Source organism: Prolixibacter denitrificans (assembly GCF_003014495.1).
GTDB lineage: Bacteria > Bacteroidota > Bacteroidia > Bacteroidales > Prolixibacteraceae > Prolixibacter > Prolixibacter denitrificans.
In genome coordinates, this window is record NZ_PYGC01000003.1 from 397,288 (window position 1) to 420,042 (window position 22,755).

Annotated in this window: 16 protein-coding genes, 6 tRNA genes and 1 other RNA gene; 13 read left to right on the plus strand and 10 right to left on the minus strand. The window is 44.9% G+C overall.

Annotation, left to right across the window (positions count from 1 at the left end; translation table 11 throughout):
- Positions 1-10: 10 nt before the first annotated feature.
- On the minus strand, positions 11-4,486 hold the full coding sequence (locus tag CLV93_RS08580) for a translocation/assembly module TamB domain-containing protein (RefSeq protein WP_170108900.1): 4,476 nt from the start codon (positions 4,484-4,486) through the stop codon (positions 11-13).
- A 171-nt stretch (positions 4,487-4,657) separates the two neighbouring features.
- Here CLV93_RS08580 and tsaD point away from each other — a divergent pair, with 171 nt between their 5' ends.
- Positions 4,658-5,698, plus strand: coding sequence for a tRNA (adenosine(37)-N6)-threonylcarbamoyltransferase complex transferase subunit TsaD (tsaD, locus tag CLV93_RS08585; RefSeq protein ID WP_106541767.1), 1,041 nt, complete (start codon positions 4,658-4,660; stop codon positions 5,696-5,698).
- A 75-nt stretch (positions 5,699-5,773) separates the two neighbouring features.
- Here tsaD and CLV93_RS08590 read toward each other — a convergent pair whose 3' ends face one another.
- The 4 genes from CLV93_RS08590 to CLV93_RS08605 form a co-directional block, all read right to left on the minus strand.
- On the minus strand, positions 5,774-6,523 hold the full coding sequence (locus CLV93_RS08590; RefSeq protein ID WP_106541768.1) for a sulfite exporter TauE/SafE family protein: 750 nt from the start codon (positions 6,521-6,523) through the stop codon (positions 5,774-5,776).
- Positions 6,524-6,580: 57 nt separating this feature from the next.
- Positions 6,581-7,861: a serine hydroxymethyltransferase gene (glyA, locus tag CLV93_RS08595; RefSeq protein ID WP_106541769.1), complete on the minus strand. Its 1,281-nt coding sequence runs from the start codon at positions 7,859-7,861 to the stop codon at positions 6,581-6,583.
- A 153-nt stretch (positions 7,862-8,014) separates the two neighbouring features.
- A complete protein-coding gene (locus CLV93_RS08600) occupies positions 8,015-9,787 on the minus strand; it encodes a chloride channel protein (protein ID WP_106541770.1) in 1,773 nt (590 codons plus the stop codon).
- A gap of 75 nt (positions 9,788-9,862) precedes the next feature.
- Positions 9,863-11,563, minus strand: a complete 1,701-nt coding sequence (locus CLV93_RS08605; protein ID WP_246187275.1) for a chloride channel protein — start codon at positions 11,561-11,563, stop codon at positions 9,863-9,865.
- Between the two features lie 413 nt (positions 11,564-11,976).
- Between CLV93_RS08605 and CLV93_RS08610 the strand changes: the two genes are divergently transcribed.
- From CLV93_RS08610 to CLV93_RS08620, 3 genes are read left to right on the plus strand one after another with little or no spacing between them, the layout of a single operon-like run.
- Positions 11,977-12,930: an NAD(P)H-dependent flavin oxidoreductase gene (locus tag CLV93_RS08610; RefSeq protein ID WP_106541772.1), complete on the plus strand. Its 954-nt coding sequence runs from the start codon at positions 11,977-11,979 to the stop codon at positions 12,928-12,930.
- 9 nt (positions 12,931-12,939) lie between these two features.
- Positions 12,940-14,187 carry a M16 family metallopeptidase gene (locus tag CLV93_RS08615; RefSeq protein WP_106541773.1) on the plus strand — a complete coding sequence of 416 codons (1,248 nt, stop codon included), beginning with the start codon at positions 12,940-12,942 and terminating at the stop codon, positions 14,185-14,187.
- Positions 14,184-15,467, plus strand: a complete 1,284-nt coding sequence (locus tag CLV93_RS08620) for a M16 family metallopeptidase (protein ID WP_106541774.1) — start codon at positions 14,184-14,186, stop codon at positions 15,465-15,467. The genes CLV93_RS08615 and CLV93_RS08620 overlap by 4 nt, the downstream gene beginning before the upstream one ends.
- Before the next feature lie 44 nt (positions 15,468-15,511).
- On the opposite strand, the gene CLV93_RS08625 is transcribed toward CLV93_RS08620, so the two are convergent.
- Positions 15,512-16,474, minus strand: a complete 963-nt coding sequence (locus tag CLV93_RS08625; RefSeq protein WP_106541775.1) for a glycosyltransferase family 2 protein — start codon at positions 16,472-16,474, stop codon at positions 15,512-15,514.
- Positions 16,475-16,495: 21 nt separating this feature from the next.
- On the minus strand, positions 16,496-17,047 hold the full coding sequence (locus tag CLV93_RS08630) for a DUF4199 domain-containing protein (protein ID WP_170108901.1): 552 nt from the start codon (positions 17,045-17,047) through the stop codon (positions 16,496-16,498).
- A 199-nt stretch (positions 17,048-17,246) separates the two neighbouring features.
- Here CLV93_RS08630 and ffs point away from each other — a divergent pair.
- The 7 genes from ffs to CLV93_RS08665 all read left to right on the plus strand — a co-directional run bounded on the left by ffs (position 17,247) and on the right by CLV93_RS08665 (position 18,210).
- Positions 17,247-17,340: signal recognition particle sRNA small type (gene ffs / locus CLV93_RS08635), an RNA gene on the plus strand.
- A 7-nt stretch (positions 17,341-17,347) separates the two neighbouring features.
- Positions 17,348-17,421 (plus strand) — tRNA-Thr (locus CLV93_RS08640).
- A 25-nt stretch (positions 17,422-17,446) separates the two neighbouring features.
- A tRNA-Tyr gene (locus tag CLV93_RS08645) sits at positions 17,447-17,529 on the plus strand.
- Positions 17,530-17,724: 195 nt separating this feature from the next.
- A tRNA-Tyr gene (locus tag CLV93_RS08650) sits at positions 17,725-17,807 on the plus strand.
- A gap of 127 nt (positions 17,808-17,934) precedes the next feature.
- Positions 17,935-18,007, plus strand: a tRNA-Gly gene (locus CLV93_RS08655).
- Positions 18,008-18,059: 52 nt separating this feature from the next.
- Positions 18,060-18,132, plus strand: a tRNA-Gly gene (locus CLV93_RS08660).
- Between the two features lie 6 nt (positions 18,133-18,138).
- Positions 18,139-18,210, plus strand: a tRNA-Thr gene (locus CLV93_RS08665).
- 35 nt (positions 18,211-18,245) lie between these two features.
- Here CLV93_RS08665 and CLV93_RS08670 read toward each other — a convergent pair.
- Complete coding sequence (locus CLV93_RS08670; RefSeq protein ID WP_106541777.1) at positions 18,246-18,824, minus strand: hypothetical protein; 579 nt, start codon at positions 18,822-18,824, stop codon at positions 18,246-18,248.
- A 19-nt stretch (positions 18,825-18,843) separates the two neighbouring features.
- Between CLV93_RS08670 and CLV93_RS08675 the strand changes: the two genes are divergently transcribed.
- Entirely contained in the window at positions 18,844-19,638 is a 795-nt protein-coding gene (locus tag CLV93_RS08675) for an aminotransferase class IV (RefSeq protein WP_106541778.1), read from the plus strand.
- Between the two features lie 85 nt (positions 19,639-19,723).
- On the opposite strand, the gene CLV93_RS08680 is transcribed toward CLV93_RS08675, so the two are convergent.
- Together CLV93_RS08680 and CLV93_RS08685 are read right to left on the minus strand one after the other, a co-directional pair.
- Positions 19,724-20,380: a PQLLE family protein gene (locus CLV93_RS08680; protein ID WP_106541779.1), complete on the minus strand. Its 657-nt coding sequence runs from the start codon at positions 20,378-20,380 to the stop codon at positions 19,724-19,726.
- Between the two features lie 285 nt (positions 20,381-20,665).
- On the minus strand, positions 20,666-21,448 hold the full coding sequence (locus CLV93_RS08685; RefSeq protein ID WP_106541780.1) for an NIPSNAP family protein: 783 nt from the start codon (positions 21,446-21,448) through the stop codon (positions 20,666-20,668).
- A 163-nt stretch (positions 21,449-21,611) separates the two neighbouring features.
- On the opposite strand from CLV93_RS08685, the gene CLV93_RS08690 reads away from it, so the two are divergent.
- Positions 21,612-22,721 (plus strand): acyltransferase family protein, encoded by a 1,110-nt coding sequence (locus tag CLV93_RS08690; RefSeq protein WP_211297783.1) that lies wholly within the window; start codon positions 21,612-21,614, stop codon positions 22,719-22,721.
- Positions 22,722-22,755 lie beyond the last annotated feature (34 nt).

Here is a 22,755-nt window from a genome sequence, read left to right on the forward strand (position 1 = left end):
TTTATTAATCTTACTGGTCAGTTGACGATTTGGCTGCCTCCCTCTTCTTCTTTTTCAATTCCTGTTCGCGCTTTTTCTCCTTACTTTTCTTGAAATAACGCCGGAAAAGATCGTTGAAAGAATCAAATTCTTCCCGGAAGGAAATACCAATCCCCTGCGTATACGGGCTGGTGTCGTACAGCAAGTCATCGTTGGAGCGGTTGTACGCCTTCAATTGCAGTTTACCTGATTTATCGAGATTTACATATACCTCCACTTCACCAACAATCTGGTTGGTATTGCTCGACTGCAAACTACCGTTGTTACCAATGTTACCATTGATGGTCACCCGGTCATCGAGAATCTGGGTACTTAGCGCTACCTCAATTTCCCGGTTACTCACCTGGTCGCCCGGACGATAATTGAATCCTATATCGAAATCGTTGCTAATCTGCGAAAGCCAATTGGATAACTGATTAGACAATACTTCCGAAGTGGTGGCATTGACCATACTGGCACCGGTGGTTTCAAAATTCTGGTTACCACGAAGGTATTCAGGCGTATAGAACTGCCCCATGACCAGCAAGGAGAGAATTTGTCGGTTGATTTCGTCCTGCGTACTGATGTACTGCTGAACTTCATCACGGGTTCGTTTATCAGCGGTGGGGAACTCAATATCGAATTTAACTGCCGGATTAAAAAGTTTTTTCGAAAGATTTATTTTTACCTCTACCGGAATCCGCCGTGAATAATCGCCCTCGTTACTTGTATTCAGCAACAAATCGTATAGCGACGCGCGCAATTTATACACCGCATCGAGGTTGACCACAGCATCGTATGGATCGCCATTCCACGAGATAGTTCCGCCCTGCTCAATCCGGAATTTTTTATTGATAACATTTTGCAGTGTGAAAAGGTAATCTCCTTTTTCGACTACGTAATCGCCATACACCCTGAAATTGCCTTCGCGGTCGTATACAAGACGCAGGTTTCCGTTCCCCTGCCCTTTTATAACATCGCCAATCGTCGAGTCAAATATGATTTGCACTTTGGCACTGGGTGTCGCTTCGACATCCATGTACATCTCAAAATCCGAATCGCTCTCCGGCTTTTTGATGGTCAGATGCTGAGCGGTATCAGTTTTCGCCGAATTCACGAACGAGATAAAATCATATTCGCTCGCCGATTCCGGTCGCTCCATCGGAATAAATATTTGCGTGCCCGGTTCGGTTCGTAACGAAATATCGAGCCGCACGTGCTGTCTTTCACCGGTAATCTTAACGCCGCCTGATGCATGCGCTTTTCCGTAAAACAGGTTGTTATCGCGCGCAGTCGTATTCAATACTTCAACATTTGCTGTCGTAACCGACATGTCATATTTCATGTCGCTGAAGAGATTGTGACGTATCGTTCCATCCAACCGGGCAATGTGATTATCCTCGTCCTTTAGTAAAATCCGGTTAAAAACGATGGAATCATTCCTAAAAAATACAGTATCCGAATAGGTGTAATTTGTCTTCAGGTAATCGATCCCGATTTTACCACTCTGCACAAAAACATCACCATCGAAACGGGGTTTATCCAGATTTCCCGACATTCTTAGTTTTCCGTATCCTTCTCCGCTGAACTGATCGGCAAAACTGGCCATAAACGGATACAACATCTGGAGTGGAACACCTTTTATTTTGGCCAGGTAATCCACGCGGTTACTGTCGGGCGTGTAGGCTCCGGAAATGTCAAGCCGGTCCTTTCCATTCGATGTGAGATTCAATGACGAAACAACCTTCTGTTTCACCGGATCCCAGTTGCTCTTTATGGAAACGTCGCCCAGTGGAGTGTCCTGGAATATCAGGTTCATAATGCCCAAATCTCCTGACACAACGAGCTTTCGATACAGGTTGCTGAAACTGGCTTTACCGTCGAGCGTGCCACTCATCATTAAACTGGTATCGAGCAAAGCAGAAAAATCATCCAATTTCAGGTTACCGAAAGAAAGGTTGAGCTTGTCTTTCGGATTTTTGGAAACGACGCCATCTACCTTAAACATTTCATGCCGGTGATGCACGTGAAAATCATCGACCATCCAACGCGTTGAGTCCACTGTCAGACGCGAAGGTTCTATCTGCCATAAACTATCTGCTACCCATATTTTTGTCGGGTGAATCTCTACTTCAGTGTGGTTTCTTCCGGTTACCGAATCACGACTAAACGTTGTGAGCGTATTGATCTCGCCACTGTAAGTCACTGTATCGGTATTGTTCCAGGTCAGCCATGTAGCCAAACTATCGTTGAATGCAGTGTTGTTCAGTGTCAGGTTGTAAATTTCGTGCTTCCCTTTCAATGTCACTTTGTTGATGCCCGCGCGGATACTGGTTCTGTCAGCATCAGAGCGCGCCCGCACTGAAAATCCTTCTACATCATTATTCTTGTATGCAATATCCGGCGCAAATCCATCGAGATTGAACAAATGCTTTTCCGAATCGAAATCGCCGGAAATACGGACCGGCGGCTTCGCTTCCAATTCCGGAAGAAAAAATTTGCTCAACTGATCAGATTCTTTGAGCTGCAAATTGAAATGGAACTTGTTCTCCCCGACGGCATGTTTTCCGGCAAAAGGTAGCTTCGCGGACGGTAAATAATGCTGCACGTAGTCGCGGAACGAAAGAAGAATATCATTGAAACGGTATTTTCCGTCCATATCCAAATCGACAAAATCGGAGCGAAGGGAAATGGAGTTGTGCTCAGGCGAGTTCTCGGTTTTCAGGTTTACACCCGACAGATCCAGCGTTCCAATATCGCGGGTGTAACTTATCTGGTCGAAGTTAATCTCCCCGTTCATGTTGTCGATATTGCTTCCACGGAAATTGGCTTCGAGCCCAAATGAAACACTCGCGTTTTTTATCTTTTTGTCCAGTCCTAAGACATACAAGTTGGCTTTATCAACCGTAGTGGTAAAGTTGAACACCGGAATTTTCGGTTCCAGATCGGCCTTACCGGAAAAGAAGAACTGCAGGTTCGGGTCGTCAGCATAAATTTCCCCGTCGAAACCTCTTTCCCGCGCATTTCCGTTCAGGTAAATCGACCGGATGCGGTAGTTATTGTAGTACAAACTATCAATCATTCCCTGGATACGTGCATTGAATTTTCCGTTCCCAAAGCGGGTTCCATTCAGTTTCGTCCGCATCGATATGGCTCCCAGTGATTGATTATTCAGAACCTTTCCCAAGTCAAAGGATTTGGTAATCACGCGTCCTTCAAAATCGACCTTCCCGTTCTCGGTTGGCTTAAACGCAACGTCACTGGAAATCTGTCCCAGGTCGCCATTGAGCGTACCATAAGCCACAAAGTCCGAAGGGAATCCCGTAAAGTTACCCCGATAGGTCAACTGCACACTGTCGAGCAGTTGCTTGGGAATCTGAATCGGCTTCATTCCTTCCGGCAGTTTCAGTGCCGCTAAATCACGGAAATCGAAGGTATTGTCATAAAACTTAAAGAAGATGTAAGTCTTCTGCCAGTCGGGCAATCCCTGCATATCGAGATCAGCCTGAAACCGGGTGTATTTTCCGATTCTGAATTTGAAATCCCTGATTTTGAAATTATCAACGGTCCCTCTTACGAGTCCCGAAAAGTGAAACGGCGCGTCCATTCCCCACAACGAGGGCACAAAATAAGCCAGATCGTGCAACGAGATCCGTGAATCGTTAAACTGTGAATTAATCTGGTATTTATTCAGCTTCGATAAGAAAGGATACAGTTCATCATTCTGAGTCAATTCGGTAGAATCGACTGGAATGCTCCGGGGACTAAACTGCAACTCCGCCGCATCTAGCCTTGTACTGTCTGTTTCCAGGAAGAAGTTGGTGGCTGTCAAAGTTGACGAATCAATCCGGGCATTAAAAGCGATGTTCTTCACCGCAAATCCTGATTTCTCGTTAAAGGAAAGATGATCGACGCGAAAAGACATGGCGGAATCAGTATTCTGATAATCGAGAAGAGACAAGTTCAGATGATTAACGTCTATGTTATGAAAATTCAGACCATGCTCATGCGGATTGACACCACTAAGCTGCCGGAATCTGAATTGTGAATTCCGTAAATGAATATTGTCAAAACTAACTTTCCACGGATGAACCGTATCAGCAGGCATCGCGTTAAGCGAGTCGATTAAAAACTGAAGATTCAGCTTCGACGAGTCCTTACGCAAATTAACCTGTGCATCCCACAGGTAGAGATTGCTGAAATGAACAATCCGCTTTCGCGGACGAATGCTGTCGATGTCGGCCTTAACGTTTTTTGCATAAATCAGGGTATCATTCTCCTGATCTTTAATCAATACTCCTTCGAGAACAATCTGGTGAAAGAACGCAATATCAACGCCCTGCACACTCACCTGCGTATTCAGCGTGGCCGAGAGCTGCTGCGTCACCCACTGCACAACTCTCAACTGCACCTTGTTTGAGCGAAAAGTGAGATACGCCAGCACCGGTAACGACACAACTACCAGCAAGGCAATCAATAATATTTTATGGCTTTTTTTAATACTTTTGCGCTTTTACGAAGAAACATTCTCTCCGGAAATCATGTTAATATTGGGGCACATAAAAATAGTTTTTTTTCAACAGACAATCCAAGTATTCAATAGCTGTCTGCACCAAATTTTTCAAGGAAAATAAGCACGATGAATAATCAGGAAAATATTGTCATTTTAGGTATAGAATCCTCCTGCGATGATACTTCTGCCGCCGTCATTCAGAACGGTGTCATTAAGAGTAACGAAGTAGCCGGGCAAGCTGTTCACAAAGCGTACGGCGGAGTTGTCCCCGAACTGGCTTCACGTGCTCATCAACAGAACATTATTCCCGTTGTAGACCAAGCTATTAAGAAAGCAAAAATCAGTCGCGATGAAATTTCTGCCATCGCATTTACGCGTGGCCCCGGATTGTTGGGTTCTTTACTGGTTGGAACATCGTTTGCCAAAGGCTTTGCCCTGGCTTCCGGTATCCCGCTCATCGAAATTAATCACTTGCAGGGACACGTGCTGGCACATTTCATTAAAGAAAATGAAAATGATGAGTCTCAACCGCAGTTCCCATTTCTGTGCCTGCTGGTTTCCGGTGGAAACTCGCAAATCATCATTGTGCGCGACTACCTCGACATGGAGGTTATTGGACAAACCATCGACGATGCAGCTGGCGAAGCTTTCGACAAATGTGCCAAAGTGATAGGTCTTCCGTACCCGGGAGGACCATTGATTGACAAGCTGGCCAAGGAGGGAAATCCAGAAGCGTTCAAATTTTCCGAACCGAAAATTCCCGGACTGGACTACAGTTTCAGTGGACTGAAAACATCCTTCCTCTATTTCATTCGTGACAACATAAAAGACAATCCGGATTTCATCGAGGAGAACAAATCTGACATTTGCGCTTCCATTCAGCATACCATCATCAAAGTGTTGATGGCAAAACTAAAAAGGGCCGCCAAAGAAACCGGTATCAAGGAGATTGCCGTGGCCGGAGGTGTTTCGGCCAACAGCGGCTTACGCGAAGCCTTGCAAAAGGAAGCGGAGAAACGCGATTGGAAACTGCACATCCCCAAATTTGACTACACGACCGACAATGCAGCCATGATTGCCATTACCGGTTATTACAAATATGTGAAAGGAGAATTTGTGGGTCAGGACGTCGCCCCCTTCGCCCGAATGGTCATCAATAACGATTGATCGAATCAAGGAAATACGAGTTGCGAAGCCCGGTATCATCTGCCGGGTTTTCTTTTTTCCTTCCGGGAAGAAAAATCAGAAGACATTGAATAACTTCAAGGTCACTACGACAAGGGCCAACAAAAGGAAATACTTGACCACTTTGGGGCCCCAGCTCACCGCAAACTTAGCGCCGACTACCGCTCCCAGCATATTGCCGATGGCCAGAATCAAACCGGCTTTCAAATCCACTTGGTGATTGAAAAAGAAAACGGCCAGTGCAAAAGGAGTATACAACAGGATAATCCATTTTTTCACGGCATTACCACGAACCAAATCGTAACCGCTTCCCATCACCAAACCGGCCAACAATAAAAATCCGGTTCCTACCTGGATAAAACCGCCATACATTCCGATAAAAAAGAAAATCAGGTATTGCCACCAAACGGGCCGTTCCGGGTCTGCGGTCATGCTTCTTTCCCATGTCTTCGGCTTGAGCAGTACCAGGAAAAACATGAGCCCCAACACCACGGCAATCACTCGCCGCATGATCTCTTCATTTAAGTCAGCTGCTATAAAAGCACCGGGAATGGCCCCCATGACCGCCGGAATGGCCAGTCTCGAATCAACTTTCATCTTGAAAGCCTGGTTATCGCGAAAGGTTTTTACTCCAGCAATATTCTGCAGCAAAATGGCAACACGGTTAGTTCCGTTAGCTACACCTGCCGGAAGTCCCAGAAACATCAGCATCGGGAGGGTTAGCATGGAACCGCCACCTGCAAGCGTATTCACAAATCCGGCTAGAAATCCGACACCAATTAAACCTGCGATTAAATACCATTCCATAAAAAAGGGGCTGTTAAAATCAGCCCCTAATTTCGAAAAAATATTTTAAGTCCCCGTTTACCAGGCGAAAATCGGGAAGTTTTTCATCATCTCATTCACTTTTCCGCGAACGCGTGTAATGGTCGCTTCGTCATCGATGTTGCTAATCACTTCATCAATCAGGTCAACGATTAATGGCATGTGCTCTTCTTTCAAACCACGGGTAGTAACAGCAGGAGTACCTACACGCAAACCGGAAGTCTGGAAAGGAGAACGGCTGTCGAACGGCACCATGTTTTTGTTGATAGTAATGTCGGCCAGTACCAGCGTATTTTCGACTTTCTTACCGGTAATTTCCGGGAATTTCGTTCGCAGGTCAATCAACATCGAGTGATTATCGGTTCCACCGGAAATCACTTTGTAGCCTTTGTCGATGAATGCCTGAGCCATCACTTTGGCGTTTTTCTGCACCTGCCCCTGATATTCCTTGTATTCCGGTTTCAGTGCTTCGCCAAATGAAACGGCTTTCGCTGCAATAACATGCTCCAGCGGTCCCCCCTGAATACCCGGGAATACAGCTGAATTAAGCAACGCCGACATCATCCGTACTTCACCTTTCTTCGTGGTAATACCCCACGGATTTTCAAAATCTTTTCCCATCAGGATGATACCACCACGCGGGCCACGCAGCGTTTTATGCGTAGTTGAAGTAACAATGTGCGCATATTTTACCGGGTTATCCAACAGTCCGGCAGCAATCAATCCAGCCGGGTGTGCCATGTCGACCATGTAAATAGCGCCAATCTTGTCGGCAATTTCGCGCATCCGTTTGTAATCCCACTCACGTGAGTAAGCCGAAGCACCGCCGATGATCAATTTCGGTTTTTCTTTCAGCGCCAGTTCTTCCATCTGGTCGTAATCAACCATACCGGTGTCTTCTTTCACTTTGTAGGCAATCGGATTGTAAAGAAGACCAGAAGAGTTCACGGGCGATCCGTGAGAAAGGTGACCGCCGTGTGCCAGGTCAAGTCCCATGAATGTATCGCCAGGTTTCAGAACCGTCATCAAAACCGCCATATTGGCCTGTGCGCCTGAGTGCGGTTGAACGTTGGCATATTCAGCATCAAACAGCTCTTTAATCCGGTCGATGGCCAGTTGCTCCACTTCGTCAACATGCTGACACCCGCCGTAATAACGGTGTCCGGGATAACCCTCCGCATATTTGTTAGTCAGGCACGAGCCCATAGCTTCCATTACCTCCTCCGAAACAAAGTTCTCCGAAGCAATCAATTCAATTCCGTTCCGCTGTCGCTGGTTCTCTTTTTCGATGATTTCAAAAACCTGGGTATCTTTTTTCATGGTAAAAATTTAATCTGTTTTGTGTTGGCCAAAGGTACAATTTTTCGTCCCTTGTTCAGTCGCGCCAAGATGTCACGAAATGCAAATTTAAACTATGGATAATCTCATGATTTCTCGGGCAACCTTATGTTCTATAATAGCTTTTATCGTTGATTATTCCGAAAAGTGAACGAGCACGTTGCGGTATGCATTAAAAATGGTCGCTTTCGAAATAAATCCAATGTATTTCCCATCTTCCAGAACCGGCAGGTTCCATGCACCTGTTTCATGAAACTTCTTCATCACACTTTCCATTCGTTCATCTTTCGAAACAGTCGCCGGCGGCATCGTCATCACATCCGTCACAAATGTCTTATCGTACATTTCGTTATTGAACATGATTTCCCGGATATCATCCAGCAAAACAATACCTTCGAACCGGTTATTTTTATCCACTACCGGGAAAATATTCCGATTCGATTTGGAAATCACTTTCACTAACTCCCCCAGGGTCGCATCTACCGAAACTGTTTGTAAGTCTGTTTCGATAACGTTTCGAAGTTTCAGCAATGTCAGAATTGCTTTGTCTTTGTCATGCGTAATCAGCTCTCCCCGCTGTGCCAGCCGTATGTGATAAATGGAATGCTGCTCAAATGGCATAATGGTGAGGTACGAAACGGCACTGGTTATCATGAGCGGGACGAACAAACTGAAGCCCCCGGTGATTTCAGCAATAAGAAAGATAGCCGTCATCGGCGCGTGCATGACTCCCGCCATGGCGCCGGCCATACCAACCAACGCGAAGTTACGTGCCGGCACCGAGATGTTTCCAAAGAGTAGCAACTGCGCCAGCAGAAAACCGGCCATTCCTCCCATAAACAAGGTCGGTGCGAAAATACCGCCAATTCCGCCGGCTCCGGTTGTAGCCGCCGAAGCAACCACTTTCATCACCAATATCACAGCAATGATTACCAAAAATAAAATTTGATCATTCTGCAACCCAACGAAGATGGAGTTCTTCAGAAGCTCAGCACTATGTTCATTCAGGATAGCATCGATGGAAAAATAACCTTCACCCCAAAGGGAAGGAAACAGGAAAACCAGAATTCCCAGGATACCGCCGCCAATCAACACTTTCATCAGCGGATTTTGAATCTTGTGGAATTTCCCCTCGATGTACATCGTTCCCCGGGTAAAGAGCAACGAAATAAAACCGGTGAAAACGCCCAGCAAAATATACCACGGTACGTTTGCAATGTCGAATGATTCGACCAGCTTAAAGGTGAAGTGATATCCCTGCCCCATGAAAAAGAAGGTGAGCGTGGCCGAAGTAACGGCAGATATCAATAACGGAATCAACGACGACATCGTCAGGTCGAGCATCAGTACTTCGATGGCGAACAGCAAACCGGCCAACGGCGCCTTGAAAATTCCCGCAATGGCACCGGCAGCACCACAACCAACCATCAACGTCATCATCCGGTAGTTGAGACGGAACATCCTGGCGATGTTCGAACCGATAGAAGAACCCGTCAGGACAACCGGCGCCTCAGCTCCCACCGAACCACCGAAGCCAATGGTAATTACACTGGCTATTATTGAAGTGAACGTGTTGTGGACCCGGATAATGCTTTTTTTGTTCGATATAGCAAACAGAATCTTGGATACACCGTGCCCGATATCATCCTTCACCACGTACTTTACAAACAGCATGGTAAACAGAATACCAATAAACGGATAGGCCAGATACTGGTAGCTCTGTCCATACGAAGAAAAATCATGCGTCAAATAATGATTGGCGAGATGAATAGCATTTTTTAGAAGAATGGCTGCCAGACCGCTCAATAAGCCAACGGTCAGACTAAGCAGAATGGTTAATTGTTGCTCGTTTAAGTGTTTTAGCCGCCATTCCCGAATACTAACCGGTATATCAGCTAATCTTTTCATGATGCGCAAAAGTAGGTTTAATTCATGTTACGCAACATGAATTTACGGTAATCTTTGTATTAATAAAAAACGGACTTAGTCGTGTGAAAAATGACGCAACATTTTCTGGTAAGCGGAGAAAACACGAGCTCTCGAAATGAATCCAACGTATTTGCCTTCATCAATTACCGCCAAATTATAACGCCCGCAGGAGTGAAACTTGTCCGCCACTTCCTGCATCGAGTCATTGCTCGACACGTAAAACTCCGGCATGTACATCAAATCCTTCACCTTGATCTTGTCGTATTTATCGGGTCGGAAAATCAAATGTCGCACGTCATCCATTTTCAGCATACCGCGCATGTTGTTTTCGTCATCTACGATAGGGAAAATATTTCGATGCGAAACTTCGATAATCTTTACCAAATCGCCCAGGCTGGCATCCGCGTGCACCGGCTTAAAATCAGTTTCGATGAGCTTGTTTACCCGCATCATCGACAGAACTGCTTTGTTTTTATCGTGCGTAAACAACTCTTTCCGTTGAGCGAGCTGATAGGTATAAACCGAATTTTTCACGAACAAGCGAACCGTCAGATACGATACCGATGCCACAATCATTAGCGGGACAAACATCTTGTATCCTCCGGTTATCTCTGCAATCAGAAATATCCCGGTTAAGGGAGCATGCAGCACCCCGGCAATCAATCCCGCCATCGCGATAAGCGCAAAGGTATTCTCATTCACCACATGGATTCCCGTGGTATTGAGGAAGAGCGCAAACAGCATCCCGGTGTGCACTCCCATGAACAAAGTCGGTGCGAAGATACCTCCTACACCACCGGCCCCGAAGGTAATACTGGTAGCAAAAATCTTCACCAGAATCAGCAAAATGATGAAAATAAATACGGTGTAGATATTTCCCCGCATGAAGTCGAATAGCGAATTGTCATACAAATAGCCCAGATGGCCTTGTAAACAACTGTTGATTGGGTTATAGCCTTCTCCGAACAAAGGAGGGAAAAGGAAAACAATCAGTCCCAACAGCACACCTCCGATCAACAATCGCTTCCACTCGTTCGACATTCCATCGAACCATTTACTGATAAGCCGGTAAATTTTGGAAAAGTAAGCTGAAACCAAACCTGTCACAACGCCCAGCAAAATATACCAGGGAAGATCTCCATGAGTAAAGGTTGCCTGAAACTTAAAAGGATACAACACATCCTGTCCCAGGAAGAAATAAGATGTGATCACCGCTGTTATGGATGAAACCAACAACGGAATCAGTGAAAAAGAGGTTAAATCAATCATGATCACCTCAACCGCAAAAACGATGGCCGTGATGGGAGCTTTGAAGATAGCCGCCATGGCAGCTGCCGACGCACATCCCAGCATCAGCATAATCTGTTTGTACTCGAGGTGAAAAAGGATGGCCAAATTAGAACCGATGGCGGCACCGGTTGCTACAGTTGGTCCCTCCAATCCAACCGAACCACCAAATCCCACCGTCAACGAACTGGTGATAATAGACGAAAACATGTTGTGCCGCCTGATTTTCCCGTTACGTTGCGAGAGGGAATAAAGTACATTGGGAATCCCGTGTCGAACAGGACGCTTGACCACATATTTGATGATGAATACCGTAAGCGAAAGACCGAAGATGGGAAATATGAAATTGAAATAGGAATGTATCTTTTCAGGAATGTAGGTATCAAGCAGCCCATCGATGAACCAAACCGAATTTTTAATGATTACTGCTGAAAAACCACCGCCAATGCCCACCAAAATACTGAGCATGATAATAAAGGTTCCCGGTTTTATATGAGTTAGCCTCCATTTATGAAATCGGGCCAATGGGGTATTCACGTACGACATGCTATTCCTATCTGCTATATTTTCCTTTTCTGAAAGCGCCATAAAATTAAGAAAAAACGAGTACGTTCAACATTTTAACCGGATTCGTACAACCTCCTGACTGTCATACACGACGACAAAAACTGTCTGCGGATTTGCCTCATTCATCTCCTTTTCCCCATCTCCGAGTAGCAATATTCAGCTCCGAGTTGAAAGATCAAGTTACAAAAACAAAAACTTTCGTGCCGAAAATGTGTCGCTATGGATTCGCCCCTCATATTACTTTTCACAACTAATTTACCATACATTTGAGGGAGGTTTGAATAAGCTATCTTTACCTTTTATTCAAGTAAAATATGGCACAAAATAAAATATGCGAACTCTTCAATATTGAGTTTCCCATCATTCAGGCAGGCATGGTTTGGTGCTCCGGTTGGCGTCTGGCTTCCGCAGTAAGTAACCATGGCGGATTAGGCATCATCGGAGCTGGATCAATGCACCCCGAGACATTGGAAGAACATATCCGGAAAAACCGAAAAGCCACGTCAAAACCATTTGGTGTAAATGTTCCGTTGCTCTATCCCGAGATGGATAAAGTAATGGACATACTGGTGCGTGAGAAAGTGGAAATTGTTTTTACCTCGGCAGGAAATCCGAAAAAATGGACTCCTTTCCTCAAGGAACACGGTATGACAGTCGTTCATGTGGTATCCTCGGCCAAATTTGCCTTGAAGGCGGAAGAAGCCGGAGTAGATGCAGTGGTTGCTGAAGGTTTTGAAGCGGGTGGTCACAATGGTCGCGAGGAAACCACCACCATGACCTTGATTCCTGCGGTTCGGAGAGCGACCAAACTTCCATTAATTGCAGCAGGAGGAATTGGAACCGGGCCAGCAATGTTTGCCGCTATGGCATTGGGTGCCGATGGCGTTCAAATTGGTTCGCGTTTCGCTGTAGCGGAAGAATCCTCAGCCCATCAAATGTTTAAACAACGCGTGGTCGATGCTGTTGAAGGAGACACGAAGCTGATGTTGAAAAAGCTGGCACCTGTGCGTTTAATGAAAAACCACTTTTTCGAAATGGTTTCGCAGGCTGAAGAGCGTTGTGACGATGCTGATGCCCTGAGAACGCTTCTTGGTAAAGGACGTTCCAAGAAAGGAATTTTCGAAGGTGATATGGAAGAAGGTGAACTGGAAATCGGGCAGGTTTCTTCTATCATCGACCGTATTCAGCCTGTATCCGAAATCATGGAAGAGCTGATAACTGATTACCGGAAAACGCTCATAACGCTTCAGCAACATTCACCTTTTTAATAACTGTATATGATTTCATTTGAAAAACATACACTCCCCAATGGCCTCAAAGTCATTGTCCATCAGGATAAAGTAACACCATTTGCGGCCGTTAACGTGGCATATAATGTGGGGTCCAAGCATGAAACCCCGGACAGAACCGGTTTTGCGCACCTGTTCGAACACCTCACGTTTGGCGGAAGCCGGCATGTACCCGACTTCGACACACCAGTGCAGCAGGCAGGAGGTTCGAACAACGCCTTCACCACGGTCGATCTCACTAATTACTACATCACACTTCCGGCCCAAAATATCGAAACAGCCATGTGGATCGAATCAGATCGGATACTGGAACCGGCCTTTACAAACGAAATACTGAGTAGAGAGAAAAAAGTGGTCATCGAAGAATTTAACCAGCGTTACCTCAACCAGCCATACGGTGATGTATGGCATTTGATTCGTGACCTGGCTTACAAAGTGCATCCCTACCGCTGGCCAACCATTGGCAGCACGCCCGACCATGTTGCTCAGGCTACCCTGGATGAAGTGAAACAGTTCTTTTACAATCACTACGCTCCCAACAATGCAGTACTGGTTCTTTCCGGCAATCTTGTTCCCGATAAGGCTTTCCGACTCGCCGAAAAATGGTTCAGCGAAATTCCCTTCCGTGAATTGATGAATCCTCCGCGTGAACCGGAGCCAGTGCAAACAGAAAACAGGGAGATAACCGTAGAGCGTGATGTTCCGATGGATGCTTTTTATATCGGATGGCATATGGGAGCTCGCGATGCCGACGACTTTTTTGCAGCTGATTTGCTTTCTGATATTCTTTCGAACGGAAAATCTTCGCGATTCCAGCAAAGGTTGGTGAAGGAGAAAAAACTTTTCAACGAACTGGATGCTTTCCTTTCGGGAGAAAATGACCCCGGCCTTTTCACGGTAGTGGGTCGGGTAAATCCGGGAATTGGTTTTGAAAAGGCCAAAAAGGCCGTACTCGATGAAATACAGAAAACGGTTCAGGAAAAACCGCTGGACTATGAGTTGGAGAAAGTGAAGAACAAAGTGGAAGCACATTTGCTTTACCACGAAGTCGGATATCTCGACAACGCCATCCAGCTGGCTAATTACGAACTACTGGGCGGCGCTGCCCAAATTAACGAACAGGTAGAGCACTACCGCAAAGTTACGCCAGACGATATCCTTCGTGTCGCCGGGAAAATATTCCGGGAAGGAAACATGAATACACTGAACTACTTATCGAAGAAAGACGGAAAATGATAAATCCCGATAGAAATCAACAACCGGATATTTCTCCGGTAGGAAAAATAAACTTTCTGGAACCGGAAAAACATCAGCTGAGCAACGGTTCATCGGTTTACCTGATGCATGGCGGTGAGCAGGAGATTGTGAAACTCGATTTTCTATTCCGCGCCGGCAGTTGGTACGATAAACGCAAGCTAGATAGCGTAATGGCGGCATCGATGCTGCACGAAGGCACTTCGTCAAGAACCGCAGCGCAGTTAGCAGATACGTTCGATTTTTACGGAGCGCAGTTCAATGCCAGTCCATATTACGACAACAGCTACGTTTCGTTCCTTAGCCTGAAAAAACATCTGCCAACGTTACTTCCGGTGGTGTCGGATATTCTCCGGGATTCAGTATTTCCGGAAAACGAATTTGAGATTCTGCGGCAAAAGCGGAAACAAAAAGCGCTGGTCGACTCGAAAACCGTTGGGATAACCGCCCAACGCACTTTTCTGCGCAAGGTTATGGGAAATCATCATCCTTATGCGCCCATCAGTTCATTCGATTTGTACGATAAGGTCACCCGCGATCATGCTCACGAATTCTATCGGAATCACTACACCTCGGAGCGAATGAATATCATTGCCTCCGGACTTGTGGATAAGGAAACATTGGCAATTCTGGAAGAATCGTTTGGTACACCATGGGGAGGTTCGACAAATGATGCCCCCGACATAAGCCTTTTACAGCTTCCGGCTCCCGAAAAGGTCGATATCCATAAAAAGGGAGCTTCGCAAAATGCCATTGCCATTGGCCGACTGATGCCCACACTAAATCATCCGGATTATCCTGCATTGAAAGTGCTGATTACCCTACTTGGGGGTTTCTACGGCTCGCGCCTGATGAAGAATCTCCGGGAAGACAAGGGATATACGTATTCGGTGCACACTTCGTCTATACCGTTTTTACACCAGGGCATTTTTCTGACTTTCTCGGAAGTGGGAACGGAAGTTTCAGCGGACGCCGTAAAACAAATTTATCATGAAATGGAACGGTTGCAAAATGAACTGGTTCCGGAAGATGAACTGGAAATGGTCCGCAGTTACATGATGGGACGTGTTTTGCGCGAATTCGATGGCCCCTTTGCCATGTCGCAAAGCTTTGAAACCATCTTTGAGTTTGGATTAACTTACGGATACTATGAAAGGCTTATCGAGACGATCCGGAATATTACCCCTACCGAAATTCAGAATTTGGCTCAGCAATATTTATCGCCCGATTCGATGACGCAAGTAGTTGCGGGACATCTATAAAAAAAGGGGCTCAAAAGCCCCTTTCCTATTTATTATCAAAGTAGTTATTCTTTCAGATCATCCGTTTTTGTTTCGATGAGATATACATTTCGTTCGGAGGCACTGCGGGAAATCAGTTCGCCCAAAAAGCCAGCGAGGAAAAGCTGTGTTCCCATCAGCATGAACGAAAGCGCCAGATAGAAATAGGGACTCTCCGTTACTTTGGCAGCATGAATGTCATTCGCCACACAATACAGTTTGTAACCGCCCAACCATAACGATGCCAGGAAACCGATGACAAACATAAAAGTGCCCAGCGTTCCGAACAAATGCATCGGTCGTTTTCCAAAGCGGGAAATGAAATAGATGGACATCAAATCGAGGTAGCCGTAAATAAACCGGCTCAATCCAAATTTGGTCTTACCATATTTCCGGGCACGGTGTTGTACGACCTTCTCTCCAATCTGAGTAAAACCAGCCTGCTTGGCAATGTATGGAATGTACCGGTGCATCTCACCGTACACTTCAATACTCTTCACTACCTTTTTCCGGTAAGCTTTCAAACCACAGTTAAAATCGTGCAGTTTGATTCCCGTTACTTTGCTCGCAGTGAAGTTATAGAGTTTGCTAGGTAGTGTTTTGGAAATCGGATCGTACCGCTTTTTCTTCCATCCCGATACTAAATCATATCCGCCTTCAATGACCATACGGTACAATTCCGGAATTTCATCGGGGCTATCCTGTAAATCGGCGTCCATGGTAATTACCACATCCCCTTTCACTTCTTCGAAAGCAGTATGTAACGCTGCCGATTTTCCGTAGTTGCGACGAAAACGAACGCCTCGGGCATGTTCATCTTCCCGGGCTTTTTGCTCAATCCATTTCCACGAACCATCGTTACTGCCATCATCCACATACACTACTTCGAATGAGAAGCCATTTTCGTTCATCACCCTCGTGATCCACTCGTGCAGTTCAGGCAGCGACTCTTCCTCATTAAATAAGGGTACTACAACCGATATATCCATCTGGTAAAAAGCTCTTTCTTTTTAATTCTGTTCTTCCTCGTTCACGACTTCACCGAAAGGATCTTCGGGATTTCGTTTAAAGAAAATTGCAAGAATCAAAGAAAAGATAAATCCGATTAAGGTCAAAGAAAAGACAGTCGATAATCCCATCGTCAGAGGCGACGTAAACTTCTTCATGAAATCCATAGTTGCTTCAACTTTATCTTCGGACATTCCGCTTTCCAAAGATTTTTGCTCCATGAATATGAAGTATTTATCCATCAACCCGCTATCAATAAATTTGTAAAGGATGAAAATAAAGAATCCCAATAAAATAGAGGCAAAAAAAGCTTGCGCCGTCCCCAGTCCCAGTGCTCTTCCGTAAGGCATTCCCTCAGCTCCACTTTTTTCACGGAATAAATACATGCCCCAGGCAATGCCTCCCAAAATAATGGCATAGGAAATATATCCACCGATTTGAGAGAATGGATTTCCACTGACGTAGAATATCACCTGCGATAATATAAGCGCAAGTCCCAAATACAATCCATAGGACATGGCAGAACTGAATACCGAATTACGTTGATTTTCCATGATCATGATTTTTCAATAAACATAAAACAAAGATACCCTTTTTAAACGAACGGGACAGCATCCAGTAAAAAGTTGCATCAAAAATTTGCAACAGATACAGAGCTGAAAATAAATTTCTTATTCTGTACAGCGAAAAAAAAACATACCCAATCCCCCCATTTTGTTTGGTGCGAATGCTTTTTTTTCTACTTTTGCCGCCGGGTAAGTCCTACGCGACCAGCTCCTGCTGAATTCCCCCAGGGTCGGAAGGCAGCAAGGGTAGGCGGTTGTAGCGGTGCGACGTAGATCGCTTACCCACTTGCCGGATTAGCTCAGTTGGCCAGAGCACGTGATTTGTAATCTCGGGGTCGTCAGTTCGAATCTGACATCCGGCTCAGAAAAGTTCTTTAAACGATTGTTGGGGAGATACCAAAGTGGCCAACTGGGGCAGACTGTAAATCTGCTGGCGTACGCCTTCGTAGGTTCGAATCCTGCTCTCCCCACACAGATGATGTTTCGATGTCGACAACGATTCATCATGATGTGCATAATGTAAGCCTATTTTCGAAGTGAAAGTAAGGCTTTTTTTTACGCCCTATTTGTGGCATTATGTTCTTAATTTTTTTGTCGGTATTGTTTTATTTATTTGCTTTGCATTCCGTTAAAAACGTGGCTTGACGAATAATTAATGCATCAACGGGGAGATACCAAAGTGGCCAACTGGGGCAGACTGTAAATCTGCTGGCTTATGCCTTCGTAGGTTCGAATCCTGCTCTCCCCACCGAAGCTCAGCAATTTACTGCTGAACGTTCATTTAATTGTTGTTTTCCGGAGAGTTGAAAAAAGGAAGTTTTCTCAACTGATTTCACCCGCCACAGGCTTATGAAAGCCTGGTAAAATATGTATCTGCGGGAGTAGCTCAGCTGATAGAGCATCAGCCTTCCAAGCTGAGGGTCGCGGGTTTGAATCCCGTCTCCCGCTCAATTTCTGCCAATGGAGCAGAATAGGGTAAATCATCCGGAAAACGACTTTTGCGGGAGTAGCTCAGCTGATAGAGCATCAGCCTTCCAAGCTGAGGGTCGCGGGTTTGAATCCCGTCTCCCGCTCAATTTGCCGATGTAGCTCAGGGGTAGAGCGCTTCCTTGGTAAGGAAGAGGTCACGAGTTCAATTCTCGTCATCGGCTCACGAAGCCTGGTTCAACCGACCGGGCTTTTTTGTTTATACCATCTGCATCAATCGCCCGATCCCCTTATTCCGCACAATGCGCTTCACCGGCGACAAACCAAGCAGCGACGAACGTATCTCATTTACAAAATCGACATTAAACCAATTTCCCGGCTGATCAGCACCTTTTATTTTTACCGCAATTACGGTGCGTAGTGTAGAACCACGTACCCGGAAAGCATGCTCGCTGTATTTTGCCGGATGAAAATGAATGTACCGGTCCGTATTTCTTCCTTCCAGTAATATCCATTTCGACGCATCAGGAAGTACCATAAAACGATATTTCTTCTCATTATTCAACCATTCCCGGTAGGATGACAAGTTGAACGTTTTTTTCTCCAAAAGTTCGGTTGAAACCGTGTCCAATATTTCCTGCACAGATAACGTCCCCAAATAAATATCGGTCATGGGAGCACCAATTCCCGAAAGGATTTCCTCTAATTCACTATCGCCTGGTTTGAGGTTGACTGCATCGGTAATGAATTGGCGAATGTAGCCTAGATGATGTTTCAGTGGATTGAAAATAAGCGGAGGCGGAACATCAAAATAATTATGTACTTTTAAACTTCCCATTTCAATAAATGTAAGCAATATGACGCAAATGCGATCGGAGGAGCATCAAATGTCATCCAAATTCCCGGTGGAGCTTTACGAGGTAATTCGTGTTATCCGAAAAGTACCGCTTTTACTGGAAGAGCACCTAAACCGGTTATATCAATCGGCCCGGTTGGCTGAGGTATATCATTTGCCCGGTCCGGTCGCACTGGAGGAAAAGTTGACTTCGTTTTTGCGCAACAGTGAGGTTACGGAAGGAAATATCCGGTTATCGTTAACCGTTCATTCGGAAGAAGATGTACCGGAGCCAACACTGGCATTTATTCCGCACCGTTATCCGGGAGACAAGGAGTATAATGAAGGAGTTCGATTAAGAACACTGATGGCTCAGCGTGAATTGCCTAATGCGAAAATCTATCGCCCGGTTTTACGTCAACGAACCGATGAAATCATCGCCGAAGGGAAATATTATGAGGTATTGCTGGTAAATCACGAAGGATACATCACCGAAGGAAGTCGTTCCAATGTATTTTTTATCAAAGGAAACCGGTTGTACACTCCTCCCACACAGCAAGTGTTGCCCGGTATTACCCGAAAAGTTATTCTTCGTTTATGCATCGAAAACGACATCCTGATAAGTGAAGAACCAATTAAACTGTTGGAACTGGACACTTTCGATGCGGTATTTATTTCGGGAACATCCGTCAAGGTTTTGGCCGTTTCCCATATCGATGACCACCATTTTGACAACGGGAATATGCTCGTAAAAAGAATCGGTCGCCTGTACGACGAACAGATTGAATCTTACATCCGAAATAAAATTATGCCTTGATTATTTTGGAGGCGATATTCAGCACAGCATAAAAAAGGTCCGCCTGAATTAGGCGAACCTTATGTTTGGTTATTAGTTACATTCTTTAATTCATCGCAACAGGAATACCCAGTATTTCGAGAGTCTGAGGCTCTGCTTCAAAAGCAATCCGGTTGATCTCTACAAACCGGTTGTACCAGTTCTCCAGGTCGCGAATTTTTTTCTCCAAATCCACCACCTCTTTTATTTCCGACCCCTTTTGCTTTCGGTATTCCCTGAAAACCTGTCGCATGACATCAATTAGATTACGTGCCTGTATTAATTCACTTTCCGGCACATTAACTTTCAGCATGGCTTCTTTTATTGACTCGTTTTCCAGTAACGAGCTATAAAAAATGTCGGCCTGTGAAAGCCATTTCTCATAGTCAGGATGTTCCGGATAAGTACGACTCCAGATACCCTTTGCTTTTGCATCTTCCATTTCCTGCACTAGCTGACGGTGCCGGTTATAGAAGTTTTCAAAATCGGTTTTAACTGTTTTAAATGACTCAAGTAATAAACGTTCTTTCCCGTTGTAATCATCCGGTAAGCGATTTAACCGGATAACTTCTTCCAGAAGATTACGTGCAGAATGCATCGCACCAAAATCGTAACCGTAATTTGCCAACCGCGTCATGATTTCGGGTTCACTCAGAATACGGTAAATAGAATTCTCAATTCTGGCCAGTGTAGTAGCCATTCTTTTGTCTCGGTTTGTAATCATAATGGGAAGTTTTTTGGGATGGATAACTAAACTTCAATGCGATCAAGTTACGCAATATATCATATGTAGTATGTCATTCTGTTAAGCACTTAACAATTGTTTCAATTTTTTTACATCCGATGAGCATTCTTGCCACATACCTATTTCGAATGGTTTATTCAATTGAATCTTAACTAACACCGCTCGTGTTTTTATTCTTACTTGAAATGCCACAAAAGGATACAAAAAAGAGGAAGTTTTTGTACCTCCTCTCTGTATTTTCATTCTTACTTGAATCTGCCGTCTCTATATCTGGGAATAACTCATCCGCTCATAATATCGGTTGACAACGTACGAAACACTGTTGGCATATTCGGGTTTGTCTTTCATTACTTGCCACTCTTCACTTTCATCAAATTTTTTCCACCGATTGTCGCGTTCTTCCATATTGTTAAAACTGAGCATATAGGTTAACGACGGCATGGTATCGCCCGCCAGCACTTTGGCAAAAAACAACGGAGAAAGTCCAACCTCGTTGAATAGTCCCAGTTCTTCATTATTGAACATCTCTATCTTTCTTTTCGCAGCGTCTTCGCTGTAACTTTGATAATTGCGCAATTCAAACACATTCTGTTCCCGGGAGGGAATTTTCAGTTCCGGAAAACCGGAAATAGCTTCCAGCAAATAGGTTGTATAGCGCGTATAAACAGAATCCTCAAGTGAAAGAGAATTATACTTCTTCGATGCTTCCTGGAATATCTTATTTTCGGCCAACTCTTCCTTTACCTTAAAAAAGTCTTTGCCAGAATCGTAGGGAATAAGCAACAACATCCGGCCAGGATACCTGGCTTTCATCTCTCTGAAAACACCTACAGGTTCGGCACCGGCCCTGTTTAATGCGGGAATCAATGCATACCTAAAATACTGGTCAAGGAATTCCTGTCTATTGAGACGAACCAGTTCATATTCCCGTAATTCGTAAAACTGCTTATGAGAAGAAGAGGCTTTTCCTGCTCCAAAAACACTCGTTGATACAGCCGTACCTACAGTTCCCAGCATGGCGGAACGAAGAAAGTTGCGACGTTTCATGGTTGTTTTATCAGTTTGGTTAATAGACTTATTAAGTTACACAGTTTGAAGAAGGATAGCAACTTTACTTTGTTTTCCAGCTTTTCACTTTTTGAAAATGAGAGTTTTATCTATCTTCAGGAATGCTTTTCTTCCTGAAAACTGACTAACTAACCGTAACACCATGAATCGACAAACAGCTACTACGCTGAAGACCGATCGCATTTTTGCTATCGATTTTTTCCGCGGGATCACCATGTTCCTGCTCATTGGCGAATCAACTCATTTGTATCATTACCTGGTTGCTCCGTCACTGGATGAAACCATTATCTCTGCCATTGGCACACAATTACATCATCATCCGTGGAATGGATTGCGCTTTTGGGATTTAATCCAACCATTTTTCATGTTTATTGTTGGCGTGTCCATGCCTTTCTCCTTCGGGAAGCGATGGCAACGTGGCGACAGTTGGAACCTGACCTTCCGCCATGCCCTAAAACGCTCATTCCTTCTGCTCTTTTTCGGCTGGGCCTTATACTGTATTGGTCCGGGAAAACTGACTTTCGAGTTATGGAATGTATTGGCGCAACTGTCATTTACCTATCTGGTCGCGTTTCTTTTGATGCGAAAATCAATTCCCACCCAAATCATCGTCACGTTTCTGTTTTTAATTGGATCAGAATTACTGTATCGCTTATTTTGGGTATCCGGATTCGACCAACCTTTTACACCCGATCACAATTTTGGCTCGTGGGTCGATTTGCAACTAATGGGGAAACTTTCGGGCGGACATTGGGTGGCCTTTAATGCTGTGCCCACCACCGCCCATACGATGTGGGGCGTATTGGCCGGCATGGTCTTGAAAAGCAGCCGTACCAACCGAAAGAAAATTCAAATACTGCTACTTGCCGGTATAATTGGAATTATCATAGGCTATGCGCTTAATCCGGTTACTCCGGTTATCAAGCGTATCTGCACCAGCTCTTTTGTTCTTGCCAGCGGAGGCTGGAGTTTCATCGCTTTGGCACTCTCCTTCTGGCTCATCGATGTAGTTGGTTTTAAAAAGGTACCTGCTTTTTTTGCCATTGTCGGGATGAATCCATTATTCATCTACTTACTGACCAATACCGGTGGTTCCCGATGGCTTTGGGGAATCGTCAAACCGTTTAGCTTTGGCATTTTCAGCTGGATGGGAGAAGTCCCGTCAGAAATAATCACCGCATCTATCGTTTGGTTTTTACTTTGGTATATCTGTTATTTCCTATACAAAAGGAAGATTTTTATTCGTATTTAAATCCATAAAAAAAGCCACCCGAAGGTGGCCTTTT